General features: G+C 65.8%; 22 protein-coding genes. 10 read left to right on the top strand and 12 right to left on the bottom strand.

What is annotated here, in order from left to right; genetic code table 11:
* Positions 1 to 4: 4 nt before the first annotated feature.
* From H4Q84_RS15830 to H4Q84_RS15850, 5 genes are all read right to left on the bottom strand, one after another.
* On the bottom strand, positions 5 to 205 hold the full coding sequence (locus tag H4Q84_RS15830; RefSeq protein ID WP_248580042.1) for a helix-turn-helix domain-containing protein: 201 nt from the start codon (positions 203 to 205) through the stop codon (positions 5 to 7).
* Positions 192 to 599, bottom strand: coding sequence for a hypothetical protein (locus H4Q84_RS15835; protein ID WP_248580043.1), 408 nt, complete (start codon positions 597 to 599; stop codon positions 192 to 194). The genes H4Q84_RS15830 and H4Q84_RS15835 overlap by 14 nt, the downstream gene beginning before the upstream one ends.
* Positions 593 to 2251 carry a replication initiator gene (locus tag H4Q84_RS15840; protein WP_248580044.1) on the bottom strand — a complete coding sequence of 553 codons (1659 nt, stop codon included), beginning with the start codon at positions 2249 to 2251 and terminating at the stop codon, positions 593 to 595. Before H4Q84_RS15840 ends, H4Q84_RS15835 begins: the two co-directional genes overlap by 7 nt.
* Before the next feature lie 127 nt (positions 2252 to 2378).
* On the bottom strand, positions 2379 to 3863 hold the full coding sequence (locus H4Q84_RS15845) for an FtsK/SpoIIIE domain-containing protein (protein WP_248580045.1): 1485 nt from the start codon (positions 3861 to 3863) through the stop codon (positions 2379 to 2381).
* Positions 3863 to 4267, bottom strand: coding sequence for a plasmid replication, integration and excision activator (locus H4Q84_RS15850; RefSeq protein ID WP_248580046.1), 405 nt, complete (start codon positions 4265 to 4267; stop codon positions 3863 to 3865). Before H4Q84_RS15850 ends, H4Q84_RS15845 begins: the two co-directional genes overlap by 1 nt.
* On the opposite strand from H4Q84_RS15850, the gene H4Q84_RS15855 reads away from it, so the two are divergent.
* The 3 genes from H4Q84_RS15855 (at position 4266) to H4Q84_RS15865 (ending at position 6103) form a co-directional block, all read left to right on the top strand.
* Positions 4266 to 5147 carry an XRE family transcriptional regulator gene (locus tag H4Q84_RS15855; protein ID WP_248580047.1) on the top strand — a complete coding sequence of 294 codons (882 nt, stop codon included), beginning with the start codon at positions 4266 to 4268 and terminating at the stop codon, positions 5145 to 5147. The two genes, H4Q84_RS15850 and H4Q84_RS15855, sit on opposite strands and share 2 nt — an antisense overlap.
* Before the next feature lie 87 nt (positions 5148 to 5234).
* Positions 5235 to 5600, top strand: a complete 366-nt coding sequence (locus H4Q84_RS15860; RefSeq protein ID WP_248580048.1) for a hypothetical protein — start codon at positions 5235 to 5237, stop codon at positions 5598 to 5600.
* A gap of 32 nt (positions 5601 to 5632) precedes the next feature.
* A complete protein-coding gene (locus tag H4Q84_RS15865; RefSeq protein WP_248580049.1) occupies positions 5633 to 6103 on the top strand; it encodes an NUDIX domain-containing protein in 471 nt (156 codons plus the stop codon).
* Here H4Q84_RS15865 and H4Q84_RS15870 read toward each other — a convergent pair.
* Both H4Q84_RS15870 and H4Q84_RS15875 read right to left on the bottom strand, forming a co-directional pair.
* Positions 6059 to 6646 carry an HD domain-containing protein gene (locus tag H4Q84_RS15870; protein WP_248580050.1) on the bottom strand — a complete coding sequence of 196 codons (588 nt, stop codon included), beginning with the start codon at positions 6644 to 6646 and terminating at the stop codon, positions 6059 to 6061. The two genes, H4Q84_RS15865 and H4Q84_RS15870, sit on opposite strands and share 45 nt — an antisense overlap.
* Positions 6646 to 6978 (bottom strand): hypothetical protein, encoded by a 333-nt coding sequence (locus H4Q84_RS15875; RefSeq protein ID WP_248580051.1) that lies wholly within the window; start codon positions 6976 to 6978, stop codon positions 6646 to 6648. Before H4Q84_RS15875 ends, H4Q84_RS15870 begins: the two co-directional genes overlap by 1 nt.
* 234 nt (positions 6979 to 7212) lie before the next feature.
* Between H4Q84_RS15875 and H4Q84_RS15880 the strand changes: the two genes are divergently transcribed.
* From H4Q84_RS15880 to H4Q84_RS15900, 5 genes are all read left to right on the top strand, one after another.
* On the top strand, positions 7213 to 7803 hold the full coding sequence (locus H4Q84_RS15880; RefSeq protein ID WP_248580052.1) for a hypothetical protein: 591 nt from the start codon (positions 7213 to 7215) through the stop codon (positions 7801 to 7803).
* A 230-nt stretch (positions 7804 to 8033) separates the two neighbouring features.
* Positions 8034 to 8417, top strand: a complete 384-nt coding sequence (locus H4Q84_RS15885) for a hypothetical protein (protein ID WP_248580053.1) — start codon at positions 8034 to 8036, stop codon at positions 8415 to 8417.
* 924 nt (positions 8418 to 9341) lie between these two features.
* The gene (locus tag H4Q84_RS15890) at positions 9342 to 10226 is read left to right on the top strand and encodes a hypothetical protein (RefSeq protein ID WP_248580054.1); all 885 of its coding nucleotides are present in this window, start codon (positions 9342 to 9344) and stop codon (positions 10224 to 10226) included.
* 224 nt (positions 10227 to 10450) lie between these two features.
* Positions 10451 to 11047, top strand: a complete 597-nt coding sequence (locus H4Q84_RS15895) for a hypothetical protein (protein ID WP_248580055.1) — start codon at positions 10451 to 10453, stop codon at positions 11045 to 11047.
* A gap of 406 nt (positions 11048 to 11453) precedes the next feature.
* Positions 11454 to 13085, top strand: coding sequence for a DUF262 domain-containing protein (locus H4Q84_RS15900; RefSeq protein WP_248580056.1), 1632 nt, complete (start codon positions 11454 to 11456; stop codon positions 13083 to 13085).
* Positions 13086 to 13322: 237 nt separating this feature from the next.
* On the opposite strand, the gene treS is transcribed toward H4Q84_RS15900, so the two are convergent.
* Positions 13323 to 15569: a maltose alpha-D-glucosyltransferase gene (treS, locus tag H4Q84_RS15905; RefSeq protein ID WP_248580057.1), complete on the bottom strand. Its 2247-nt coding sequence runs from the start codon at positions 15567 to 15569 to the stop codon at positions 13323 to 13325.
* A 130-nt stretch (positions 15570 to 15699) separates the two neighbouring features.
* Here treS and H4Q84_RS15910 point away from each other — a divergent pair, with 130 nt between their 5' ends.
* Positions 15700 to 16131, top strand: a complete 432-nt coding sequence (locus H4Q84_RS15910; RefSeq protein WP_248580058.1) for a Fur family transcriptional regulator — start codon at positions 15700 to 15702, stop codon at positions 16129 to 16131.
* Positions 16132 to 16161: 30 nt separating this feature from the next.
* A complete protein-coding gene (gene katG / locus H4Q84_RS15915) occupies positions 16162 to 18396 on the top strand; it encodes a catalase/peroxidase HPI (RefSeq protein ID WP_248580059.1) in 2235 nt (744 codons plus the stop codon).
* A 55-nt stretch (positions 18397 to 18451) separates the two neighbouring features.
* On the opposite strand, the gene H4Q84_RS15920 is transcribed toward katG, so the two are convergent.
* The 4 genes from H4Q84_RS15920 to H4Q84_RS15935 are packed head-to-tail and all read right to left on the bottom strand — an operon-like array spanning position 18452 to position 21768.
* Positions 18452 to 18721, bottom strand: coding sequence for a hypothetical protein (locus tag H4Q84_RS15920; RefSeq protein WP_248580060.1), 270 nt, complete (start codon positions 18719 to 18721; stop codon positions 18452 to 18454).
* Positions 18722 to 18742: 21 nt separating this feature from the next.
* Entirely contained in the window at positions 18743 to 19627 is an 885-nt protein-coding gene (locus tag H4Q84_RS15925; protein ID WP_248580061.1) for a TetR family transcriptional regulator, read from the bottom strand.
* A gap of 48 nt (positions 19628 to 19675) precedes the next feature.
* Positions 19676 to 20521 (bottom strand): NAD(P)-dependent oxidoreductase, encoded by an 846-nt coding sequence (locus H4Q84_RS15930; protein ID WP_248580062.1) that lies wholly within the window; start codon positions 20519 to 20521, stop codon positions 19676 to 19678.
* Complete coding sequence (locus H4Q84_RS15935; RefSeq protein WP_248580063.1) at positions 20518 to 21768, bottom strand: acyl-CoA dehydrogenase family protein; 1251 nt, start codon at positions 21766 to 21768, stop codon at positions 20518 to 20520. Before H4Q84_RS15935 ends, H4Q84_RS15930 begins: the two co-directional genes overlap by 4 nt.
* Between the last annotated feature and the right edge of the window lie 98 nt (positions 21769 to 21866).

Below are 21866 nucleotides of genomic sequence, written 5' to 3' on the forward strand. Positions count from 1 at the left end.
ACACTCACGATGCGATCTCTCGCTGTGACAGCGCCCACTCGACAATTGCCGAACGCTGCCAGACGAGGCGCCGGCCTACCTTGATCGCTGGACAGAACCTGCCCTCTTGGCGCAGCCAGCGCAGCGTCAGAACCGGCACCCGGAGGTAGTCAGCCACTTCGTCAATTGTCATCAGCGCATCGGATCGCGATTCAGTTGCCATCATCGCTACAGCCCTTCGCTCCCGGAGGAAGAATCAGCTCCCCGTTTTCGAGGCCCTTGAACGCAACGCGGAACCCTCGCCTGAATCCCTGCATGCGGATCGCATCGCGGACGGGAACGCAGATGTACGTGCCCGTCCCCAGGGGTGCCAATGCCTTGCGCCCGCCGCAGCTCCTGAGCTGCCCGTGCGAGAGGTCAGCCACCTTGGTGCTTTGAGACACGTCTGCTGCGATGTGCTGGACGGTGTCCTCAGCCCAGATGGCTTGGTGGGTGGTGTAGGTGCTCCAGAGCGCGATCGTGCTCACGAGCAGCATGAGCAGGACCCCGCCGACCGAGACCGTTGTGGCGAGCGCCTTCACGGGGTGGCCACTGGCGTATGTGATTGCCTTCTTCAACATGGTTGTTCTCTTTCCGTTGTCGGATCTGGGCTTCTGCCCTCTACTGGTGGAAGGTGCGGAGAGAACCCGATTTGTGACACGGGTTCTCGGATTTGTTTGGCGCGCTCGTATTGGCCACGCCACCGAAGCCGTTCCTCGATGGAGGCCAGAAGGGCTTGTCGGCGGGTCACGAAGTCCTGGGAGCTCGCGTCGATGCGTTCCCACTGGAACCGAGGTAAGCCATCCGCTCGGGTCGCCCTTGCCGAGCAACGTTCGACCTCAGGAACTTCCACACCGGCTGCGGTGAGCACCTCACGAACGACGGCGGTGCGGTCGGCCCGATGGTGAGCCAGCGTCTTGCCGGTCCAGTTCCGGGAGACGAGCACCCGTCGGCCGCCGAGGCCGAGGTTCTCGCGGGCGTGTCCCTTCTTTGGGCACCCGCCGGGAGTCATCCCGGCATGGGCGTTGCGGGGCTGCACGCCGTAGCGCAGCCAGTTGGTGCAATCGGGCGAGCAGGGGAGCCACCGCACTTCCTCGTGCAGCCGCTCCAGGTGGCGCCGTTGGGCGCGCGTCTCTTGGTCGCCGTACGTCTCTGCGACCGACTTCGTCAGGTACTTGCAGAGGTAGGCAACAGTTCGATCGGCGTCGCCGGATTCGGCGATGATGCCCTGGATGTCGAGCTGCTTGCCGAGCCGTACGACGTGAGCCGGCCGAGCCTCCGGGTCGGCGTCGAGTTCGTCAAGCGCTTCCTCCCAGGTCGGCAGGACCATCCCGGCTAGGTCGACGTACGACTCTGCGACCTCGTCCCAGAAGGGCAGGTGCTGACTGTCGTAGACGATCTCGTCATGTTCCGGCCACCAGACCTGGTGGTACGTCGCCGCGGTGACCTGGCGCAGCAACTCCCGAGGGATGGCGCCGCGAATGCCCGCGTGGAGGTGAGGCGCGAGGCGCTTCTGCGCTTCGACCGTCGCGAAGTACTGCACCCGGTAGCCCGCGCACCGACGAAGGTTCTGCCACCAGCGGTCGACCACCTTGGGGAAGTGGATCGCGTCCAGCGCTGCCCGCCGGTAGTCGTACGTCTTCGGGCTCCGGGGCACACCCTCGGCGGTCACAGGGCCGTACGACGGCAGGGTGACCGTGACAAACAACGACGGCCGATAGGTCTTGCCCGCCGGTGTGGTGAACGTGCGGCCTACGGTGCTGGCTTCCATGGGGACACGCGGCAGGTTCGGCGAGTCCTGGCGACGACGGGTGGAGCGCACCCGGCGGGTGTCCGAGTCGGTCCCTTCGTCGGTGGCGTTGTCCTCAATCTTGTCGTCGGGATCGGCAGCCGAGTCAGGTTCCTCGTCCAGGTGCCAACCTTCCCGACACTGCTGCATCCGGAGCTTGCGCGCCTTGGTGGCGCACGAGGGGCACTTGCTCTCGCGAGTTGAGCCGCACGGCAGGGCAACCTGTGCTTGCTTGCCGGTCTCAGTGTCGGTGACACGAGTGAGCAGGGGACGGACACATGCCCCCGCCTCGACGGCGAGCTCGTGCAGCATCTCGGGCGTGAGATCTGCTCGCATGCCGAGGTTCATGCCGCGCCTCCTAGCTCGATTGCGCTGTCCTTGGACCGATCCAGCCCAGCCCAGAAGCCGCCGGTGATGTCTTGCTCGTCGACGAACCGTGAGCACTGGACATGCACTGGGCAGGAGGCGCAAACGAGCCGCATCTCATCGACGACGACGGCGGGGACTTGCGTCGAGTCGTCCAGCCACGCCAGTGACGGACGATCGGCGCAAGCCGCGCGATGCATCCAGGTCATGCCGCTTCACCCGGCTCCGTTTTAGTGCTGCGCGGCCGCCGGGTGCGAGGCTTGCGTGGAGTGCGCTGGCGAGTCTCCTCGTGGCTCTGCTGCCCGCTCTCCTCGTTCGTTTCCCGTGTCGCGACGGCGATCTTCACCGGCGAGGGGAAGTTGCTCGCGACTCGCTGCACAAGACCGTCCGGCCAGTAGTCGGCGCGGACCTTGGTGCACGTCCCGTCTTCTTCGACCACCCATGCCGTGCCCGGGTGGGAAGGGCTGATCCGATGCGCCGGAGCCAGGTCGGACATTCCGTCGCCGAGCACCATGGATACCTCGATGGCAGACCGGAGCCGCATCGCAACCGTCTGCGTGAAGAGTCCACGGAGCCCGACGACCTCCTTGCGCGGGTCCTGGACACACGCGAGCACGACCACTCCTAGGGCGCGACCTTGCGTGAGGATCTCGCCGAGCAGTCGGTTGGCCTCACGAGTCGCGGCAGCATCGCCGTACGCGGTCAGTGCCGCCAGCTCATCGATGACCAGGACGTGAGTCGGATCACCGGGCGAAGGGGCGTGAAGACGGGACTTGCCGACCATCGCAGCCCCGCGGACGTCGATCACTGCCAGGAGTGCGCGGAGCACCTTGAGTCCGTCGTCCGGTGTGAAGGCGACAGCCGAGAACAGGTCCTGACCCATCCCCAGCTCGATGCCTCGCTTGAGGTCGACGCCCCACAGCCGCACGAGATCGTCCGCCACGGCCGGGGCGAGTCCGCCGCACACACCCCACAGGGCCGATCCCTTGCCGGAGCCGGAGCACCCGACCACGAGTGTGTGTCGTCCTGCTAGCTGAAGCCGCCACTCGGCGCCAGTCGAGGTGCGGCCCAGTGCCACGCGGGCGGGATCCGCGAGACGTACCGGGGCGACCGCCTCAACAGGCCAGACGAGCTGGTCGAGCATCGTGAGCGAGAGTTCGACCTCGCGGGGTCCAACCCCGCGCGTGTGGAAGGTCTGAGCGCCGGCCGTGGTCGCCAACCTTTCGGACCCAGCCTCCAATTCGGAGAGCATCTGGCCTGGAGCGGCCGCGATGCGGACGGTGAGCGTGTTCTCGCTCGCCTCAGCCGACACGAGCTCGGGCGCCTGCCAGACCATCCGCTCAACCCGTTCCCAGCCACGCGGCCCGCGGATCTTCGCAATCACGGGCACCTGCCGGGACAGCCCGCATTGCCGCGCGAGCTGGTCCCAGTTCCGGGTGATCCATCGTCGCCAAGCCCGGCGCCGTCCCGGTGCAGCAACCCACTTCTCGTAGGACGTGGGGGAGTACGTCGCCCAAGTAGCGGCGATGGTGGGCAGGATCGCGCCGAGCATGACGATGGGCCACTGGCCGCGCCCGAGCACGAGGGCAACGAGGGAGGACCCCATCCACACCCAGCAATAGCGACGGTGTCGACCGAGCCACCCGAATGCGAACCCGATGCCGCGCAGAAGTGGGACGAGCCGACTCATCAGGCAGCCCGCTCAGCGCGGCCCTTGGGCGCGTGGACACCAGAAGCGCGGAACGACCATGCCAGGTTGCTCCGGTTGCCGTTCTCCGCGATGTAGGGCGTTGCTGTCAGCCCTTCGAACTCGACCGGCGTGAAGGGCAGCCCGGTCTTGTTGTCCGGCAGCACGGGCTGCACCTTGGCGAGCAGCTTGACCGTGACCTGGCGCTGCGTCTTGCGGGTCTCGGGGTCGGCGTCCATCACGTCGACGGCCCAGACCAAGAGGCCGGTCTCTTCGTCGACCGCATGCACGGGCTTGTCTTTGGTCGACCTGTCGAAGTCCCGGACCGGGGCGACTTCCGAGACGGCGTAGACGCCGAACGGGAAAACCTCGCCGAACTCGACCTTGATCTTGCGTGGCATTGCCATGACGACTCCTCTGGTTGCGGCGGGCGCTCTGCCCACGACTCAGAAGACCGCGACGGGCGGGGACGAACACACCGCACTCGGGGACGTTGAGGGACGTCCTGACATGATAGAAACGTCCCTAACGTCAGGAGATGCAATGTCGTCGAACGAACGCCTACGAGGAGCGCTGGCCAGCGCTGGACTCACGGTCCAAAGCTTCAGCGAGCAGTTGGAGGTGGATCCCAAGACCGTCGAGCGGTGGATTACACAGGGCCGGCTGCCGCATCGTCGCCACCGTCTGAACGCGGGTGCGCTCCTCGGAAAGCCGGATCACTACTTGTGGGAGGGGACGTCCAGCGACCCTCGGGCCAAGTCGGCGAGCGAGGCCGAGCTGATCCATATGTACCCCAACCGCGGAAGCGTCCCAGTGGACACTTGGCTTGCCCTGCTGTCCTCGGCCACGGAGAGCGTCGACCTCCTCGCATATGCCGCGACGTTTCTCCACGACGCCGTACCCGGTTTCGCCGATGAGCTGGTCACCAAGGCCCGGGCAGGCGTCCGAGTAAGACTGTTGTTCGGTGATCCTCAGGCGGACGCAGTCCAGCGACGTGGGGACGAAGAGGGCATCGGTGAGCTACTCGCAGCGCGATGCGGGATCACGTGGCGGTACTTCGCCGGCGCGTTGACGTCGCCAGGAGTTCAGGCGCGGCAGCACGGATGCACGTTGTACGCCTCGCTCTTCCGGTTCGATGATGCGTTGTTGGTCAACCCGCATGCCTACGCGGCCCCAGCTGGACAATCACCCGTCCTGCACCTCAACCGCATCCCCGGCGGGCGCGTTGTCGACCACTACCTGACGTCCTTCGATGCCGTCTGGAATTCAGGCGTGACGGTTCAGTAATGCGTAGAGAGCGAAGCTGTGCCGGCATGTGCCACCCTGAGTCATATGCGACGCCCTGGCGAGTCTCCGTTTCATCGACCTGACCCCTTGAACGGCGTCGAGCGACTGATTGAGACCACGAACACTCCGCCCAAGCCCTCCGAGAACGGGCGGGCGGTCGAAGGGTTCGCTGTCCAGCTGATGGGCGATGCGCCTTCACGATGGATGTTCTTCCCGGCTCTCGAACCGGCGTTCATCTTCGGCAGGGCAGGGCGAATGGGCCACTGGGTGGGCGGATGGGACGTGCGCAAGGCCGTACACGTCATGGACTGGGACAACGACCTAGACCGCGACGTGAGCACGCTGTACGTCGACCCGAGCACGTCCTACCGGGACCACTCCCGTGAGCAGGAGGTCATGCAGGCGTTCGTGGACGGGGTGTCTCCCGCCAGCTCTCATTGGATCCAGCCATGAGAAGTCGCCACCGACGCCATTAGGCTCTTGTTGTGAGCAGAGTCGACTACATCGATGATCCCAACGCGCCCGCCATCAACAGCGTGGTTCCCTCTGTGGTGGCGGTGGTTACTGATCGCGAGGGCCGCGTTCTCATGATCCACAAGACGGACAACAACCTTTGGGCTCTCCCCGGTGGTGGTCACGAACCTGGGGAGTTCATCGCGGACACCGTTGTTCGGGAGGTCAAGGAGGAGACGGGCTACGACGTCGAGGTCGAGACGCTCACTGGTACGTACACCAATCCGAACCATCGGATGAAGTACGACGACGGTGAGGTTCGTCAGCAGTTCTCACTGGCCTTCCGAGCCCGGTTGATCGGAGGTTCGGCACGAACCAGCTCAGAGACTCGCGAGGTCCGTTGGCTGAACCGCAATGAGATCGACGAACTGGACCTCCATCCATCGATGCGCGCGCGCCTAGAGCACGCCTTGAGCAACCGAGGCCGGCCAAGTATCGGCTAGTCCGAGCCTCCGGCGGGCTCGCTTTGCAGTCGCGAGCAGGTCATGCCCTGAGGTTGAAACGGCCTGGTGAACCGGGTGGTCCCTCGGATACCGCGACAGAATCTCCTGAATTCGCTCACCGGGGTCGACGTGACTGCCGTCCGAACCCACGACCATGTCGCACAATGTCAGCACGTCCAGGTTGTGGGGGTCGGGTCGCGGCAACTCCTGCCAGGCGTCGAGAAGCCCCAGTTGTTTCGCTTCAAAACTGGCGCCGGTGTGGTGCCCTACGAGGGCGACCAGTTCTCGTGGTGCTCCGCACTCCTTGAGGTGCCGCGCGCCATCGAGGGCATGCATGCCAGTTTGATGCAGCCTTGCCGCGTACCCGATGTCATGTAGCCATGCGGCTACCGCCACGACCTCGTGGGCAAGTTCCATGACCACGAGGGACTCCGCTGCCTGGCCTACCGCCTGCACATGGTCCCAGCGCCTGCCCAGCCCGCCGACCAGGGACTCGGCGAGATCGCGTCCAAAGAGCAGACCCCATTCCATGTCCTGTGGCATCAGCGGTCTCCTCGTGGATCCAGGGGTGACTGTGCTCGGACCCGCCCTTCCAAGTAGCGCGCACCTGCAGTTGACTCCCGGGCATTACCCAACTCGAACAGGTCAAGTGCGTACGTAGCCAAACCGAGGTAAAGATCATCGTCGGTGCCCATGCCTCGCAGAAAGACATCGCCTTCGGCGCTTTCAACCAAGCCATTGCGTACGGCGAACCGGTCCATGTCGACTACATAACCCACGGTTACGCGCGACGGCGAAGCGACAAGATTGAAGACAGCAGCCGTGTCGTCATCTTCCAAGGCTGTCATCCCGGAAAGGTGCAGACGTTCACGCAACTGCCCGGCCTCACCCCGGATGTGGGCAAACCGTCTGAGTCGGCCACGAGCAGAGGTCAAGTGCGCAAGCTGGTTGACGTCTACATCACGGAGCCGTGCCCGGAGTCGGGTTCTCTCGCTGCCGGCCAGCCGTGACGTCGCGTCAGTGTCAAGCAGCTCTAGAGATGCCCACGCCGTACGAGCACTCCAGTGACGACCGCGACCAGAGCCCCGCTTGAGTGCTTTGACGCCAGCATGCTCAAGCAACTGAGTCCGACCGACTACGCGCGTTACCTGAAGCCGTCCCGACAGGACGTGAGCGCGGACGGTTCGTTCGTCAACGCCGAGTTCCTCTGCGGCTTCAGACACCGTCACATCCATGCAAATAGTATCCGTCAACGGAAGGGATACGTCCACGTTCGGGGAGCGGGGCGACGCTCCCGCCAACGGCGGATCGGCGCTGTCGACGTCGCGATCCTCGCTGTAGCCGGCTACACCCGCCAGACCTGGACCGCGAAGAGGCCCTGGCCTGGCGGGCGCTGGTACGCCGGCGGCCGCGGACCTCGGGACGCCGGTATGTCCCTCAGTGAGCTTGAGGAGGGCGTCGCCGAACTGGGAGGTTTCAAGGCACCTCTGGTCGTCATCGACGCCGGGGCAGCCAAGGCCATCCGAGCACCGCTGCGTCGTCTGGTGGCCGAGACCAACACCATCGCAGCGATCAAAGTCGGCGGCAGGTCGCGCGCCCGAGAACTCGCAGACCTGGCGGAGCTGATCCACCGTGTCGACCTGGAACGCGGAGACCTCACCAAGGCCGTCACCGATCAGGCGAGCTATCGCGGGATCTAAGAACGCCCCAAGGCGCGCTCCCTAGTCCACATGGGTGGGGCTCCATAGTCCGTTGTGATCAATTATTCTCGCTAATATTGCCTTTAACGAACGATCAGCGCTAGTACGCCCTTGAGAATTACACCAGTGTAATTCGAGCTGGACTGATGCGCTTCCACAAAAAGTCCGATTAACTTCGGCGTGACATGCACACCGACGCACATATGGAGAATAACTTTATGATTAAGCGAATGACTGCTGCTTCCGTTCTGGCCGCAGTAGCCATCCCGGCCTTGGCTGTGCCGGCTTTTGCCGCCACCGGGTCCTTCCCCTGGAACGTGACAATGACGCACCAGGTCGACTCGCGAAACTGGACCCAAACCTCCGGAAGTACCGTCATCAACTCCAAGCTCGCCTGCTGGAATCCCTCAATTTCAACGTACCGTATCGAACTTTTCAAGAACCGCACGTTTGGCGACGACAGCAAGGGCGCCGTGAACTTCAAGTGTGGGTCTACGACCCAGCAGTACACTTGGACGAACCTCACAAGCGGCAATTACCACTTCACGATTTCGAAGGCGACCGACGGAATCCAGGTCTCTGGCTCGGGGACCGTCGTCTATCCCTCGAACTAGCCTGGGCTACGCTATGATCATGTTCGGATTTTGGCGCTCATTCCAACAGCTTCTTCCGCTAGCAGCCGTTGGCTTTGCCATAGTATGCGCCATTATTCTGGCGTGGCGGCGCTTGAGCACAACAAGGCGCCGCCACGCTGCCCTAGCCTTTCTTTCGGTATGGGCGCTGGGTTTGCTGTTAGTCACCCTCCGCCCCCAGCCCGGATATCTGGACGAGAATAACATTCTGCGGACCCGTTCGCTGTCCCTGACACCTTTGGTGGAGATTCGCGAAGCTCTAACGAATTCAGTATCTTGGCACGTCGGTATCGAGCAGGTGCTTGGAAACTTGATTTTGTTTGCCCCCCTTGGAACCGGGATTGCACTCTTGCTATCAACGACCCACTCGCGGCGGTGGACGGGCCTGACGATATCGATCTGGAGCGGGCTTGGTTTAAGTGTCGCCGTCGAGTCGTGCCAATGGCTTTTCGGGGTAGGCCGAGTAACGTCGATCGACGATGTGATACTTGCAGTCGCAGGTGCTGCCATTGGCTACGCGATTACAGCTGGCACCCTGCGGGTGGTCGAGCGTCGTATCCCAGGACGCCTCCCTGCAGGGGGGCATGGTTCAGCTCGTGGAGTTAGTCGCTCTCACCCAGGAGGACCGCGAGGGCGGTCTTGAGGTCGTCGTAGCCGACCTTGCGGGAACCGCCGCCCCGTGAGCCGCGTCCAGGAGGACCGCGTGGCTGGGGGCTCGGTGGCGGTCGAAGACCCCCCTTTTCACGAGCCCCGGCAAGCAGAGCTTGACCCCGACCTAAACCCACTGATCTTGCAAGAAGCGCGGGCCTCGCAAGGTGGACGCGCCCCGGCTTTGACTGGGCCCCCTCCCGCCGCGCACGCCAATGCGATGCGGTAGAAACTGCGGGCAAGAGTTCGACTCGGGAGGTGATCATGTCCATCGGGATACCACGCGCAGTCGACGTCGAGAAGCGATCGTTCGATCGCTGGGTCATCGAGCTGGAGCCGCAACCATTCGCCCGACCACTTTCGTGCGGCGGTTGTCACGCCCGTGTCGAGCCGGTGACGGGCTACATGACTCGCAAGGGCACGACTGTCGACCCGCTTTACAGGCTGGGCAGGGGCGTGAGCCACGAGAACGGGTGCGTGTACGACTTCGACGCACAGGTCGGGCAGTTGCATCAGCGGAACGTCGGTGTGGTGGAAAAGGACGGTGATCTCTACGTTCTTGTCCTGAACATGGAGCTGGAAGGTGAACAGGCAGCATCGAAGGATGCCAAGAGCGGGCCCCGAAACCGGTTGGCATTCAGCCGCGTGGGTATCCCACCGCTGCACCCGACACTTCGCGCAGCATCTGAGATTGCGAAGCTGCTCAGGAAATTCGAGCACGATCCCGCGGCCAAAGCACGATTCCGAGCGAGGTACGGCCGTCGAGTGATCGCGTGGGAGAACTTCTGCTTCGACGCGGCGCACGACCTCAAACGGCTCCACCGCATGCTCTCAACGACGCGGGTGGAGGTCGACCATCCGCGAGCAGTCGTAGGTCGCGTGGAACACGTGCGCCAACGTGACGGCTCGCTCTATCTGGCCGTCAGGGAGTCCGACCCAGCAACTCGGGGTCCGGTGAGGTCAGGCGAAGGTGTCCCAATCAAGCCAGTGCTGCGCCCAAGCTCCGGATCTGCACTTGGAGTCGCGGTCGATGAGACCGTGGTGGGATATGGCATGTGGATCCCGTGGACGCCGCCTTCAGGTGGTCCTCACTACGTGACCCTGTGGCTCGGCGCTCACCGAGGGGCGATGGCTACGTTGTAGCCGTGCTGGCGAGCGTTTCCGGCCGAAATGATCAAGGCCCCGAGGGGTTTCCCTGGCCAAAGCCGGTACACCATTAATCTCGGGGCTCTCTGATGTCTACTACGGTACACGGCGAGAGGCGTGACGGACAACCGTGAGCCCTCACTCCGGCGGAAGGTTGAGGGATGAGCGGCGGTCGGTCAGGCGTCACGTGGCAGCTCCACGAGCTTCTATCGCCGTCTCGCATGAGTCCGTACCTGTCCGCCGTGCCGAGCGGTTCGTGGGAAGACGCCCTGCACCTGTACGACTGGAACGTCCACGTTGGCGCGGCCTTCTTCGAGGACCTGCACTATCTCGAAGTCGGTCTCCGCAACGCCATGGACCTTGAGCTCGAAGCGTGGGCGAGTCAGCTCGGCTGCTCCGATCCTTGGTACTCGTCGCGACAGATCCCGTTGAATCCTCGGAGTCGACGGGCAGCGAGGGATGCCCAGCAACGGGCGACCGACGACGGCCAGGTGCGTGAGGTTCACGGCAAGGTCATCGCTGAGCTGAGCTTCGGCTTCTGGTGGTCACTTCTGGCCGACCGCTACAACCGCACCTTATGGGCGCCCTGCCTCAAGAACGCGTTCGATGGCCCCGTGCGCCGCCAGAAGCTCCATGAGTCACTCGACGAGCTGCGGCGGCTGCGCAACCGGATCGCCCATCACGAACCTCTCCACGCTCGCAACTTGCACGGCGATCACCAGCTGCTCCTAGACACCGCATCTCGGGTCGCAGCCCCGCTGCGGCAGCACATTGAATCTGTCTCCCGAGTCACGGATACGCTCGGCGATCGCCCCTGAGCAGACGGTGGGCCACGTGTTACGCCTGTGATGCTACCGATGGACGGTCAGCCAGTCGTTGCCGAATTTGGCTCTTAGAAGTCAAGGCGCGGCTCCGCCGCGCATCCGGCACCGCGTGAAGTTCGGGGGCCCCGCGCTCCATTCGCTTCGCTCACTCCACGCACCCCGCCCGTCACGCGGACCGAGAAGGCGGTCGTGACACTACTTACTATGAGAAGACTAAGCAGCCGTCCGGGTGGTCAGACCGCGGGAGGTGCGCGGCCCTGGGAATGCAGACTGGCGGCCGATCCCTACGCGCACCTCGGCGTCCAGCGGCACGTCATCAACGTTTCGGTCTGTCGCCGCTTCATGAGCCAAGGCCCATGACACGATGCTGTCCGCACGACGATGACGGGAGTTCGGCTCGATGGCTGACGCAACGAAATTCAACCACGATCAGATCGGGCACATCCTGATCGATCATCTTCTGGAAGTCCCCGAGTTCCAGCGCAAGTACTCGTGGGATCGGCGCAATGTGAACGAATATTTAGCTGACCTTGCGAAGGCCCGCCAAGGTGACGGGTCGTATTTCATCGGCACTGTTGTTTTCGTTGCCGCCCCAGAGGGGGACGGGCGCGGACTGATCGTGGATGGACAGCAGCGCCTGGCGACAACCGCAATTCTGCTGATCGCCATTCGAGACCTACTCCGTGGCTACGGCAAGGATCGCCAAGCGGAGAATATTCATAAGCGCTTCCTGTTCGGCTACGTGATTACCGCAGACGAAGAAGTTGAGCGGTTGAAGTTGAGCCCCAAGGACCAGGATGCATACGACGCCCTCATCGAGGCACGTGTGTCCGACATCGAGGCTGACCATCCCATTCGGGTCGCATATGAGACCTGCCTCCACCACCTGGAAGGGGTTGCTCCAAGCGAGGCGAAGTTCAAGAGTCTGGTGGAAATCTCCACCCAGCTTGAGCACAAGGTGCAGGTGCTGACGGCCGTCGCGTCCAGCCTCAGCGAGGCCTATGTAATCTTCGAGACCCTGAATGATCGAGGCGCAGACCTCACAACGGCGGATCTTCTGAAGAACTTCCTCTTTAGTTCCAGCAAGACGCACATCAGCTACGTTCGCACTGTGTGGGTCGAACTCGAGCATGCATTCGAGAAGCCAGATGATTTGGTCAAGTTCCTGCGTTACGAGTTCATATCAAGGAACGGGCCGACGCTGACGCGAAATCTGTATCGGGCAATACAGAGCGATATTGGGGGCAGCTCCAACTCCGCCAAGGCCTATGCTCGCGGTCTGAGAGACGCCCACAAGGTTTTCTTAGCTATTCGAGATCCCGAGAATCCGTTTTGGAATGACGTGAATGTGCCGGTGGCAGATGCGCTTCTCGCATACCGCCGCCTCGGGTTTGAGAGCAGCATGCCGGTCCTCCTCGCCGCCTTCAATTCCCTCGCGAAGACGAACGCAGCGAAGATGCTCGTGAAGGTAATCAACTGGTCTGTGCGAGCCCAGTACGCCGGGCGCTTGGGTGCGCAGCTCGCAGAGACGACATTTGGAGAGGCAGCTCAGAAGTTGAGCGCCGGCGAGATCTCCACGCAACCTCAGCTGCGCACCGCCCTCGCCGACCTGATACCCACAGACGCGGAGTTCCGCAAGGCGTTCACTGAGTACGGAACCGTCTCAAATGCCAGGGCGAAGTACGTCCTGGCAATGCTGGAACGGGCAAAGCAGACGGCAGACGGCACCTCGCCTATCTCACATAATTGGAGCAGTCCAGCCGTCACCATCGAGCACGTGCTCGCGAAGGCTAACAAGGATGACGACACGGCGTTGGCCATCAACAACGTAGGCAACCTGGCGCTACTCCAGCGCAAAGGCAACCGCGAACTCGATGCGAAGCCGTTCGAGGAGAAGCGTGACGCGTACGCGGCCTCAGAGTTTGTCTTGACTCAGGAACTCGCGACTCGCGAGTCCTGGGGGGCCCAAGAGATCAATGACCGGACGGAGGCGTTGGGCGCGATTGCGTGTGCCGCCTGGCCTGCGCACTAACGTACCCGCCCGGGGATGTGACGTGCCCCCATGGTGCCCCCGAGGACCCACGATCCGCCCTCACCAACCAGTGCCTGACCACTCCGGGCAAGACTCAGGCTCGAGGCGGCGCCGTTCATGGCCCCCAATCACGCTGACTCGTAATGACTAGGTCGTCAGTTCGATTCTGACAGGCGGCTCCACCAGCAAATCGGCCCCTGACCTGCCACGCAGATCAGGGGCCCTTTGCCTGCGGGGCTACTCGTCGTCCAGGTCGTCGTCGTCCTCGATGGGCTCAGGCGTAGGGGGCGACACCAGCAGCGAGAGCCCGTCGTGCGGACCGAGGGTCACGGTGAAGCTGGTCAGCTCGTCGACCTCGCCGAGCTCGGAGTCGGTGACCATGTCGTGCACCGTCGACCCGGGCACGAGGTGCTCCGAGCGCACGGTGCCGGTGATCTCCTCCTGCGTGAAGTTCAGCACGGTGACCTGGTGCTCGCCGGCATCTCCCAGCGCGTGCACCATGACCAGCATTCCCCTGTGCGAGACGGGAGGTACGTCGACCTGTCTCGCCGTCGCCACTCCGGCACGATCGCGGATCTCGAGCACCGCACGCAGCCCGGAGACGAAGGAGTCCGGGTCGGCCAGTTGTTCGGGCAGGTTGCCGTAGAGGCTCCGCCCGGTCGGCATCCCGGTGAACGCCGGGTTCTCGTCGTACCCCATCAGGTCGTACGACGCCCGATGGATCCAGCGGGTGTCGCCGCCCGCCAGCAGGTGCTCGATGCCTTCGCGGGGGAGGGGCAGCATGCCGCACAGGTCCCAGCCCGAGAGCGCGAAGACGCCCGGCTGCCACGCGTTGAACTTGGCCAGCAGCAGGTGCGCGTGCTTGACCTGCTCGACGACCGGACCGCGGATCTCCTCCAGGTCGGAGATGCCGAGCGATGCCGCGATGATGCTCGCCGTGGTCGAGGCGATGCCGTTGGTCGTGAAGATCGCGTTGTACGGCGCTGCCGGGCCGGTCAGGGAGTCGATCATCTCCGAGCGGATCGTGACCGCCAGCTCACTGCCGGGCAGCGACTCGCCGCGATAGGTGTACTCGTCGTCCTTGTGGCGGGTGGCGAAGTGCACCAGCTCGTAGGTCAGCTCGTCGTGGTTCTGGAGCGCATGCACGAGGCTGAGCGGCGCCACCCCGAAGTCCATCGAGGCGTTGAGCGTGAGCCGAAGGAACTCGGAGTCCTGCACCGCGAGCGCATGCTGGTACGCCGGCCGGTTGATGAAGTCGTAGCTGAGATCGGCCCCCGTCTGCGATGTCTCCCGGATGTCGTCGATGGTGAGGTTGAGCTCTTGGAACGTGAACCCGCCCACCTTGCGCACCATGCTGGCGATCAGGTGGTTGGCCGCCTCGGACAGCGGGTGTCCCTCCGACCACGCCGGGAGCCCGTCCGCACTCTTCTCAACGCCCAGGAAGCCGTTGGCGTCCAGGCGCAGCGCCCCGGTGCCGAGGTCGCCCAGGGAGTGCAGCGCGTCACCGATCACCATGCGCATGCCGGCGAAGGACGGGTCCAGCCAGTTGATCGACGGCTGCCCCTCCTTGAAGTAGTGCAGGTACACCCACCGGCGGGTGACGCCGTCGGGGCCGAGCACCGGCGCCGTGATGCTCCAGTTGGTGTCCTTCACGCCGGGGTCGTGGAAGATCACCCGCTGCAGCTCGCCGATGATGTAGCCGGCGTCGGCCAGCCGCTTCTCGGTGACGACGTCGAGATTGACCGAGTCGCGACCCGGCGGCACGTCGGGCAGGCCACCCCAGTCGTCGGGCTCGATCTCCACCATGTGGTAGATCCCGGGGTAGTCGCCGACGTTCATCTCGGCGAGCCGGAAGTCGGCGCCCTTGCCCGTGTGTCCCGGCACGATGTCGTCGAGGATCGTGCCGCCGTGCTCCGTGGCGATCTCGCACATGGCCCGGAACTCGTCCTCGGTGCCGAAGGCGCTGTCGATCTCGGTGCTGATGCGGTCGAAGTGCCCGTCCACGCTGGGCGTGGGCTGCCAGCCGTTCAGCCCTCCGGCGCGCTTCACCGGACCGGTGTGCAGCGCCTGGATGCCGATCGTCTCGAAGCTCTGCCAGAGGTCGGGGTCCCCGAGTGTGCCCAGGAACGAGTGCCCGGGCTTGGTCATCAGGGAGAGCGGGTACGCCGTGAACCACACGCCGGCGGTGTTGACGGCAGACTCGGGATCGGGGTTGGCGAAGGGGTTCTGCCACATGCTGCCGCGGCCCGAGAACTGGTTCGCGATCTGGTTGGCGTCGTGCAGCATGGAGGAGCGCTGCAGCCAGGCGACGTAGAACGGGTTGGTACCTGACGCCTCTCCGGTGCGGTCCTCGCCCTTGGTCGGACTGCCCTGTGGCCGCAGTCGCGCGCGCGGCCGGAGCGCTCGTGGCCGGGCGGGATAGAACTGCTCGGAGTAGGTGATCTCGCTTGCCTCGTGCTCTGCCGGCTGAGATTCCTCGGTCATGTTCTCCTCGATCATCGGTGAGGGGAAACAGTTGCACGAACGCGGCGAGGGCGCGCTGCCGGGCGGATGGCTGGGACCCCGCCGGCTCCGCAATCTTGACTGATTACAGAAAGTGCACGAGACTTCGACCGTGCGGACGACGTCAGACTTCCAGCTCTCGCTTCGCGGCGCCGGCCTGCGGGTGACGCGTCCGCGTCTGGCGGTGCTGGCCGCGCTGCGCGATCTTCCGCACGCGGACACCGACACCATCATCGGCGCCGTACGCGCGGATGTCGGCGAGGTCTCCCACCAGGCCGTGTACGACGTCCTGCGCGCGCTGACGACCGCCGGTCTGGTCCGGCGCATCCAGCCGTCGGGGTCCGTGGCTCGCTACGAGTCGCGGCTCGACGACAACCATCACCACGTCGTGTGCCGCTCGTGCGGGATCATCCGCGACGTCGACTGCGCCGTGGGGCACGCGCCCTGCCTGAACGCGTCCGACGACCACGGCTTCACCATCGACGAGGCCGAAGTGACGTTCTGGGGCCTGTGCCCCGACTGCTCCACCAACCAGAGTTCCTGACTTGCACGTCCCAGCACCCGGAGGAAAGCCATGCCTGAGCACCACGATGCCGTAGTCGGCGAGATGAACGAGGAGGCCGGCGAGCCCAGCGCCAGCCAGTGCCCGGTGATCCACGGCCGCGCACCGCACCCGACGCAGGGTGGCGGCAGCCGGGGCTGGTGGCCCGACCGGCTCAACCTCAAGATCCTCGCCAAGAACCCCGCCGTGGCGAATCCCCTCGGCGACGAGTTCGACTACGCCGCGGCGTTCGAGTCCCTCGACCTCGCCGCCGTGAAGCAGGACATCTCGGAGGTGCTGACCACCTCGCAGGACTGGTGGCCGGCCGACTTCGGCCACTACGGCCCGTTCATGATCCGGATGGCCTGGCACAGCGCGGGCACCTACCGGATCAGCGACGGCCGAGGCGGCGCCGGCGCCGGTCAGCAGCGCTTCGCCCCGCTCAACAGCTGGCCCGACAACGGCAACCTGGACAAGGCCCGTCGCCTGCTGTGGCCGGTCAAGAAGAAGTACGGCCAGAGCCTGTCCTGGGCCGACCTGATCGTCCTCACCGGCAACGTCGCATTGGAGGACATGGGCTTCCAGACCTTCGGCTTCGCCGGCGGACGCCCGGACGTCTGGGAGCCCGACGACGACGTCTACTGGGGTCCCGAGACCGAGTGGCTCGGCGACGAGCGCTACACCGGCGACCGTGAGCTCGAGAACCCGCTCGCCGCGGTCCAGATGGGCCTGATCTACGTCAACCCCGAGGGCCCCAACGGCAACCCGGACCCGATCGCGGCGGCCCGCGACATCCGCGAGACGTTCCAGCGGATGGCGATGAACGACGAGGAGACCGTGGCCCTGATCGCCGGCGGCCACACGTTCGGCAAGACCCACGGCGCGGCCGATCCCGACGAGTACGTCGACGCCGAGCCCGAAGGCGCCGGACTTGCGGAGATGGGCCTGGGCTGGAAGAACTCCTTTGGCACGGGCAAGGGTGCCGACGCGATCACCAGTGGCCTCGAGGTCACCTGGACCACCACTCCGACTCGGTGGAGCAACGACTTCTTCGACCACCTGTTCGGCTTCGAGTGGGAGCTCACCAAGAGCCCGGCCGGCGCCAGCCAGTGGCAGCCGAAGGACGGCGCCGGTACCGGCACAGTGCCCGGCCCCGACGCGGGCTCGGCCAACCGCCCTCCGACGATGCTGACCACCGACCTGTCGCTGCGGTTCGACCCGATCTACGAGCCGATCTCGCGGCGCTTCCACGAGAACCCTGACCAGTTCGCCGATGCCTTCGCGCGCGCCTGGTTCAAGCTGACGCACCGCGACATGGGCCCGATCGTGCGCTACCTCGGCCCCGAGGTCCCGCAGGAGACCCTGCTGTGGCAGGACCCGATCCCCGAGGTCACGCACGAGCTGGTCTCGGCCGGCGACGTCGCCACCCTCAAGCGGCAGGTGCTCGACACCGGGTTGACGGTCTCGCAGCTGGTCTCGGTCGCCTGGGCGTCGGCATCGACGTTCCGCGGCAGTGACAAGCGCGGCGGCGCCAACGGAGCCCGCATCCGCCTCGAGCCGCAGAGCGGCTGGCAGGTCAACGACCCCGACGAGCTCGCGACGGTGCTGCGCACCCTCCAGGGCGTGCAGGCGTCGTTCACCGCCGGCGGCACGCAGATCTCTCTCGCCGACCTGATCGTGCTGGCCGGCTGTGCCGGAGTCGAGCAGGCCGCTCGCAACGCCGGGCACGAGATCACCGTCCCGTTCACCCCGGGCCGCGCGGACGCGTCGCAGGAGCAGACCGATGTCGAGGCCTTCGCCGCGCTCGAGCCGACCGTCGACGGGTTCCGCAACTACCTCGGCAAGGGCCAGCGCCTACCCGCGGAGTACCTCCTGCTCGACCGGGCCAACCTGCTCACCCTGAGCGCTCCCGAGATGACCGTGCTCGTGGGTGGTCTCCGGGTCCTGGGCGCGAACGCCGGCCAGTCCTCACTGGGCGTCCTCACCCACAACGTCGGGTCGCTCACGAACGACTTCTTCGTGAACCTGCTCGACCTGGACACGACGTGGCAGGCCACCGACGACTCTCAGGAGACGTTCGAGGCGCGCAACGCCGCGGGTGAGGTGACGTGGAGCGGCAGCCGCGCCGACCTCGTCTTCGGCTCGAACTCCGAGCTGCGCGCCCTCGCGGAGGCCTACGCGAGCGACGACGCTGCCGAGAAGTTCGTGGGCCACTTCGTGGACGCGTGGGTCAAGGTCATGAACCTCGACAGGTACGACGTCGCCTGATCGCTGGATCCTGGACAGAGGGCCCGCTCGCGCTGATGCGAGCGGGCCCTCTGTCTCAGGAGTAGCGGTGGCTCTTGGCCGTGTGGCCGAGCTCGCGGGTGCAGGTCTTGCCGCTGATGGCGCGGTGGCCGCACAGCGCCGGGGCAGGCAGCTCCGGGACGGGTTCGACAGCGGGGCTGCCGGCGGGTCCCGCGTCGGCCGACGCGTCCTTCGGGGTTGCCGACGGGCTGACCAGCCGCAGTGTCGGCTTTGCCCTGGTGGCTCGCTTGATCGTCTCGGCGTGACGGGCCTCGCGCATTGCCCGCAGCGCATCCATCTTGCTCATCGTCGCATCACCTGACCGACCCTAGGCGCCGTCACCGACAGTCGGCGGGACGCCTCGCACCTCGCACTTCACCAGGTCCAGCGCGAAGCCGACGTACTGCTCCGCCACCCGCTCGGCGGACGCCGTGCCCTCGTGGCGGAACCACTGGGCGAGCGCGGTGCACATGGTGACGACGGCCCTGGCCGCCTCGTGGGGGCGGGTGGTGCGGAACGCTCCCGACCGCGCGCCGTCCTCGACCTCGACGTCGACGATGCGCTGCTCCTCCATGCGCAGGGCGGCCACGCGCTTGCGTTCCTCGGGCACCAGGCTGCGCATCTCGGAGGCGCCTACGAACGCCAGCTCGCGTCGGTGCGTGTGGAAGAGGGCCAAGCACTCGACGATGTTGCTGAACCGCTCGACGGCGTCCGAGCCCTCGCCGCGCGCAGCCTCGGTGTGCGTCCGCAGGTCGGTCATCGCGATGTCGAGCAGCGCGACGAGCATCTCCTGCTTGCTGGCGTAGTGGTGGTAGAGCCCCGGCACCGAGAGTCCGGCCCGCTCGGCGATGGTGCGCATGTTGGCGCCGTGGTAGCCGAACTCCAGGAACGAGGACAGCGCGCCGGTGAGTGCGGCGTTCAGCTCGAGGGGCGGGAAGTCGCGCCAGTGCCCGTCGGGGAGCACCTGCTCGCCGACGACCGGCGCCGATGGTGAGGTCTCCGCCCGGTCGCCCGGGTCGTCGTACGACGTCTCGAACAACCGCTCGACCGAGACGTCGAGCGCGGCGGCGATGTGGGAGACACGCTCGCTGGAGAGACCGGTCTTGCCGTTCTCGATGCCGCTCATCGTGGCGGCGCTGACGCCGAGCCGGCCGGCGAGGTCGCGCAGGGTCAGGCCGCGCCCGCGCCGGAGCCGCCTGACGGCCTGACCCACGTCTGGTCGTTGCGTCGTCTCCCGGTCACGCGTGGAGGCCATTGCCGCTCACGCGTCTGCTTCGGAGGAGTCCAGGAACAGATCGTCCTGAAGCGGCCCGCTGCCGGGCGCGACGCGGTACTGCTCCAAGTCGGTGACTCCCTCCTGCGCCAGCACCTCGTCGTCGATGAAGAAGTTGCCGCTGCACACACGTGGGTCGCGCACGAGCACGGCGTGCGCGGCGTCGGCCATGATCGCCGGGGTGCGCGAGTTCGCCACCGCTTCCTCGCCGCCCATCAGGTTGGCGATGGCAGCGGTCGCGATGGTGGTGCGTGGCCACAGGGAGTTGGCAGCGATGCCTGCTTCGCGCAGCTCCTCCGCGAGACCGAGCGTCACGAGGCTCATGCCGTACTTCGCCATTGTGTAGGCGAGGTAGCCGCCGGCCCACTTCGGGTGCAGGTCGAGCGGCGGCGACAAGGTGAGGATGTGCGCGTGGTCGCTGCGCTCGAGGTGCGGGATCGCGGTCTTCGACAGCAGGAACGTGCCGCGCGCGTTGATGGCCTGCATCAGGTCGTACTTCTTCATCGCGATGTCCCGCGTCGAGCTGATGTCGAGCGCGCTCGCGTTGTTGAGCACGATGTCGATCCCACCGAACTGCTCCACGGCACAAGCCACGGCTCGCTCGACGTCCTCGTCCCTGCGTACGTCGCCGACCACGGCCAGCGCCTGTCCGCCCGCTGCCTCGATCTCGCGGACCGCTGTGTGCACGGTGCCTTCGAGCTTGGGGTGCGGCTCCGCGGTCTTGGCCAGCAGTACGACGTTGGCTCCGTCGGCCGCGGCCCGGAGCGCGATCGCCAGCCCGATGCCGCGACTTCCGCCGGACATCAGGATCGTGCGGCCCGCCAAGGTCGTCATACCCGCACCGCCGCCACGGGCAGCGCCGGGGTGCGACCCAGCTCGGACTTGGCGATGGATCGGATGTGTACCTCGTCGGGTCCGTCGAAGAGCCGCATCGCGCGGTGCCAGGCATACATCGCGGCCAGTGGGGTGACGTCGGTGACGCCGGCCCCGCCGTGCACCTGGATGGCCCGGTCGATGACGGCTGTCGCAGCCCGCGGCGCAGCCACCTTGGCCATGGCGACGAGGTCTTTGGCGGCCTTGTTGCCGGCGGTGTCGATGACGTGGCAGGCGCGGTGGCACAGCAGCCGGGCCTGCTCGATCTCGAGCCGCGACTCTGCGATCTGCTGTCGCACCACTCCCTGGTCGGAGAGAGGAGCGCCGAACGCGACCCGGTCCCGGGCGCGCGCCACCATGAGGGCCAGCGCGCGCTCGGCCGCGCCGAGGGCGCGCAGGCAGTGGTGGATGCGGCCCGGTCCGAGGCGGGCCTGGGCCGCCGCGAAGCCGCCACCCTCCTCGCCGATCACGTTGCTGATCGGCACCCGCACGTCGTCGAAGCGCACCTCGGCGTGACCGTGCTGGTCGTGGTGCCCGAAGACCGGCAGGTCGCGTACGACGGTCACGCCCGCGGTGTCGCGCGGCACGATCACCATCGACTGCTGCCGGTGGGAGGCGGCCTCGGGATCGGTCTGGCCCATCACGATGAGTACGGCGCAGCGCGGGTCCATCGCGCCGCTGGTCCACCACTTGCGACCGTTGATGACGTACTCGTCGCCGTCGCGCTCGATCCGCGTCGCGATGTTGGTGGCGTCGCTGCTCGCGACCTCGGGCTCGGTCATCGCGAACGCCGACCGGATCTCGCCGTTCAGCAGCGGCTCCAGCCAGGTCTTCTGCTGCTGCTCGGCGCCGAGCAGGTGCAGCAGCTCCATGTTGCCGGTGTCGGGGGCCGCGCAGTTCAACGCCTCGGGGGCGAGCTCGAGGCTCCACCCCGACAGCTCCGCGATGGGCGCGTACTCCAGCTGCGTCAGCCCGGACTCCGAGGGCAGGAACAGGTTCCACAGCTCCTGCTCGCGCGCGGCGACCTTGAGCTCCTCCAGGACAGGGGGTACGTCGTGCCCGTCAGGCCCTGCGGCCCGCCGGTGCGCGGCGTACGACTCCTCGGCCGGCAGCACGTGCTCGGTCATGAAACGCACCATGCGCTCGTGCAGCTCGACTGCGCGCGCGGAGGGTGTGGGCAGTGAATGGTCGGGCAAGGGGTCGGTCACGGCACTCCTGAAACTCGGGCCGAGTGGTCGCTCGGGTGTAGTTCAATATGTCGGCATATCAGGGCGAGCGCAATCCGTGACCGCCGACGTTGCGTCAT

The organism is Nocardioides sp. InS609-2, from assembly GCF_023208195.1.
Classification (GTDB): domain Bacteria; phylum Actinomycetota; class Actinomycetes; order Propionibacteriales; family Nocardioidaceae; genus Nocardioides.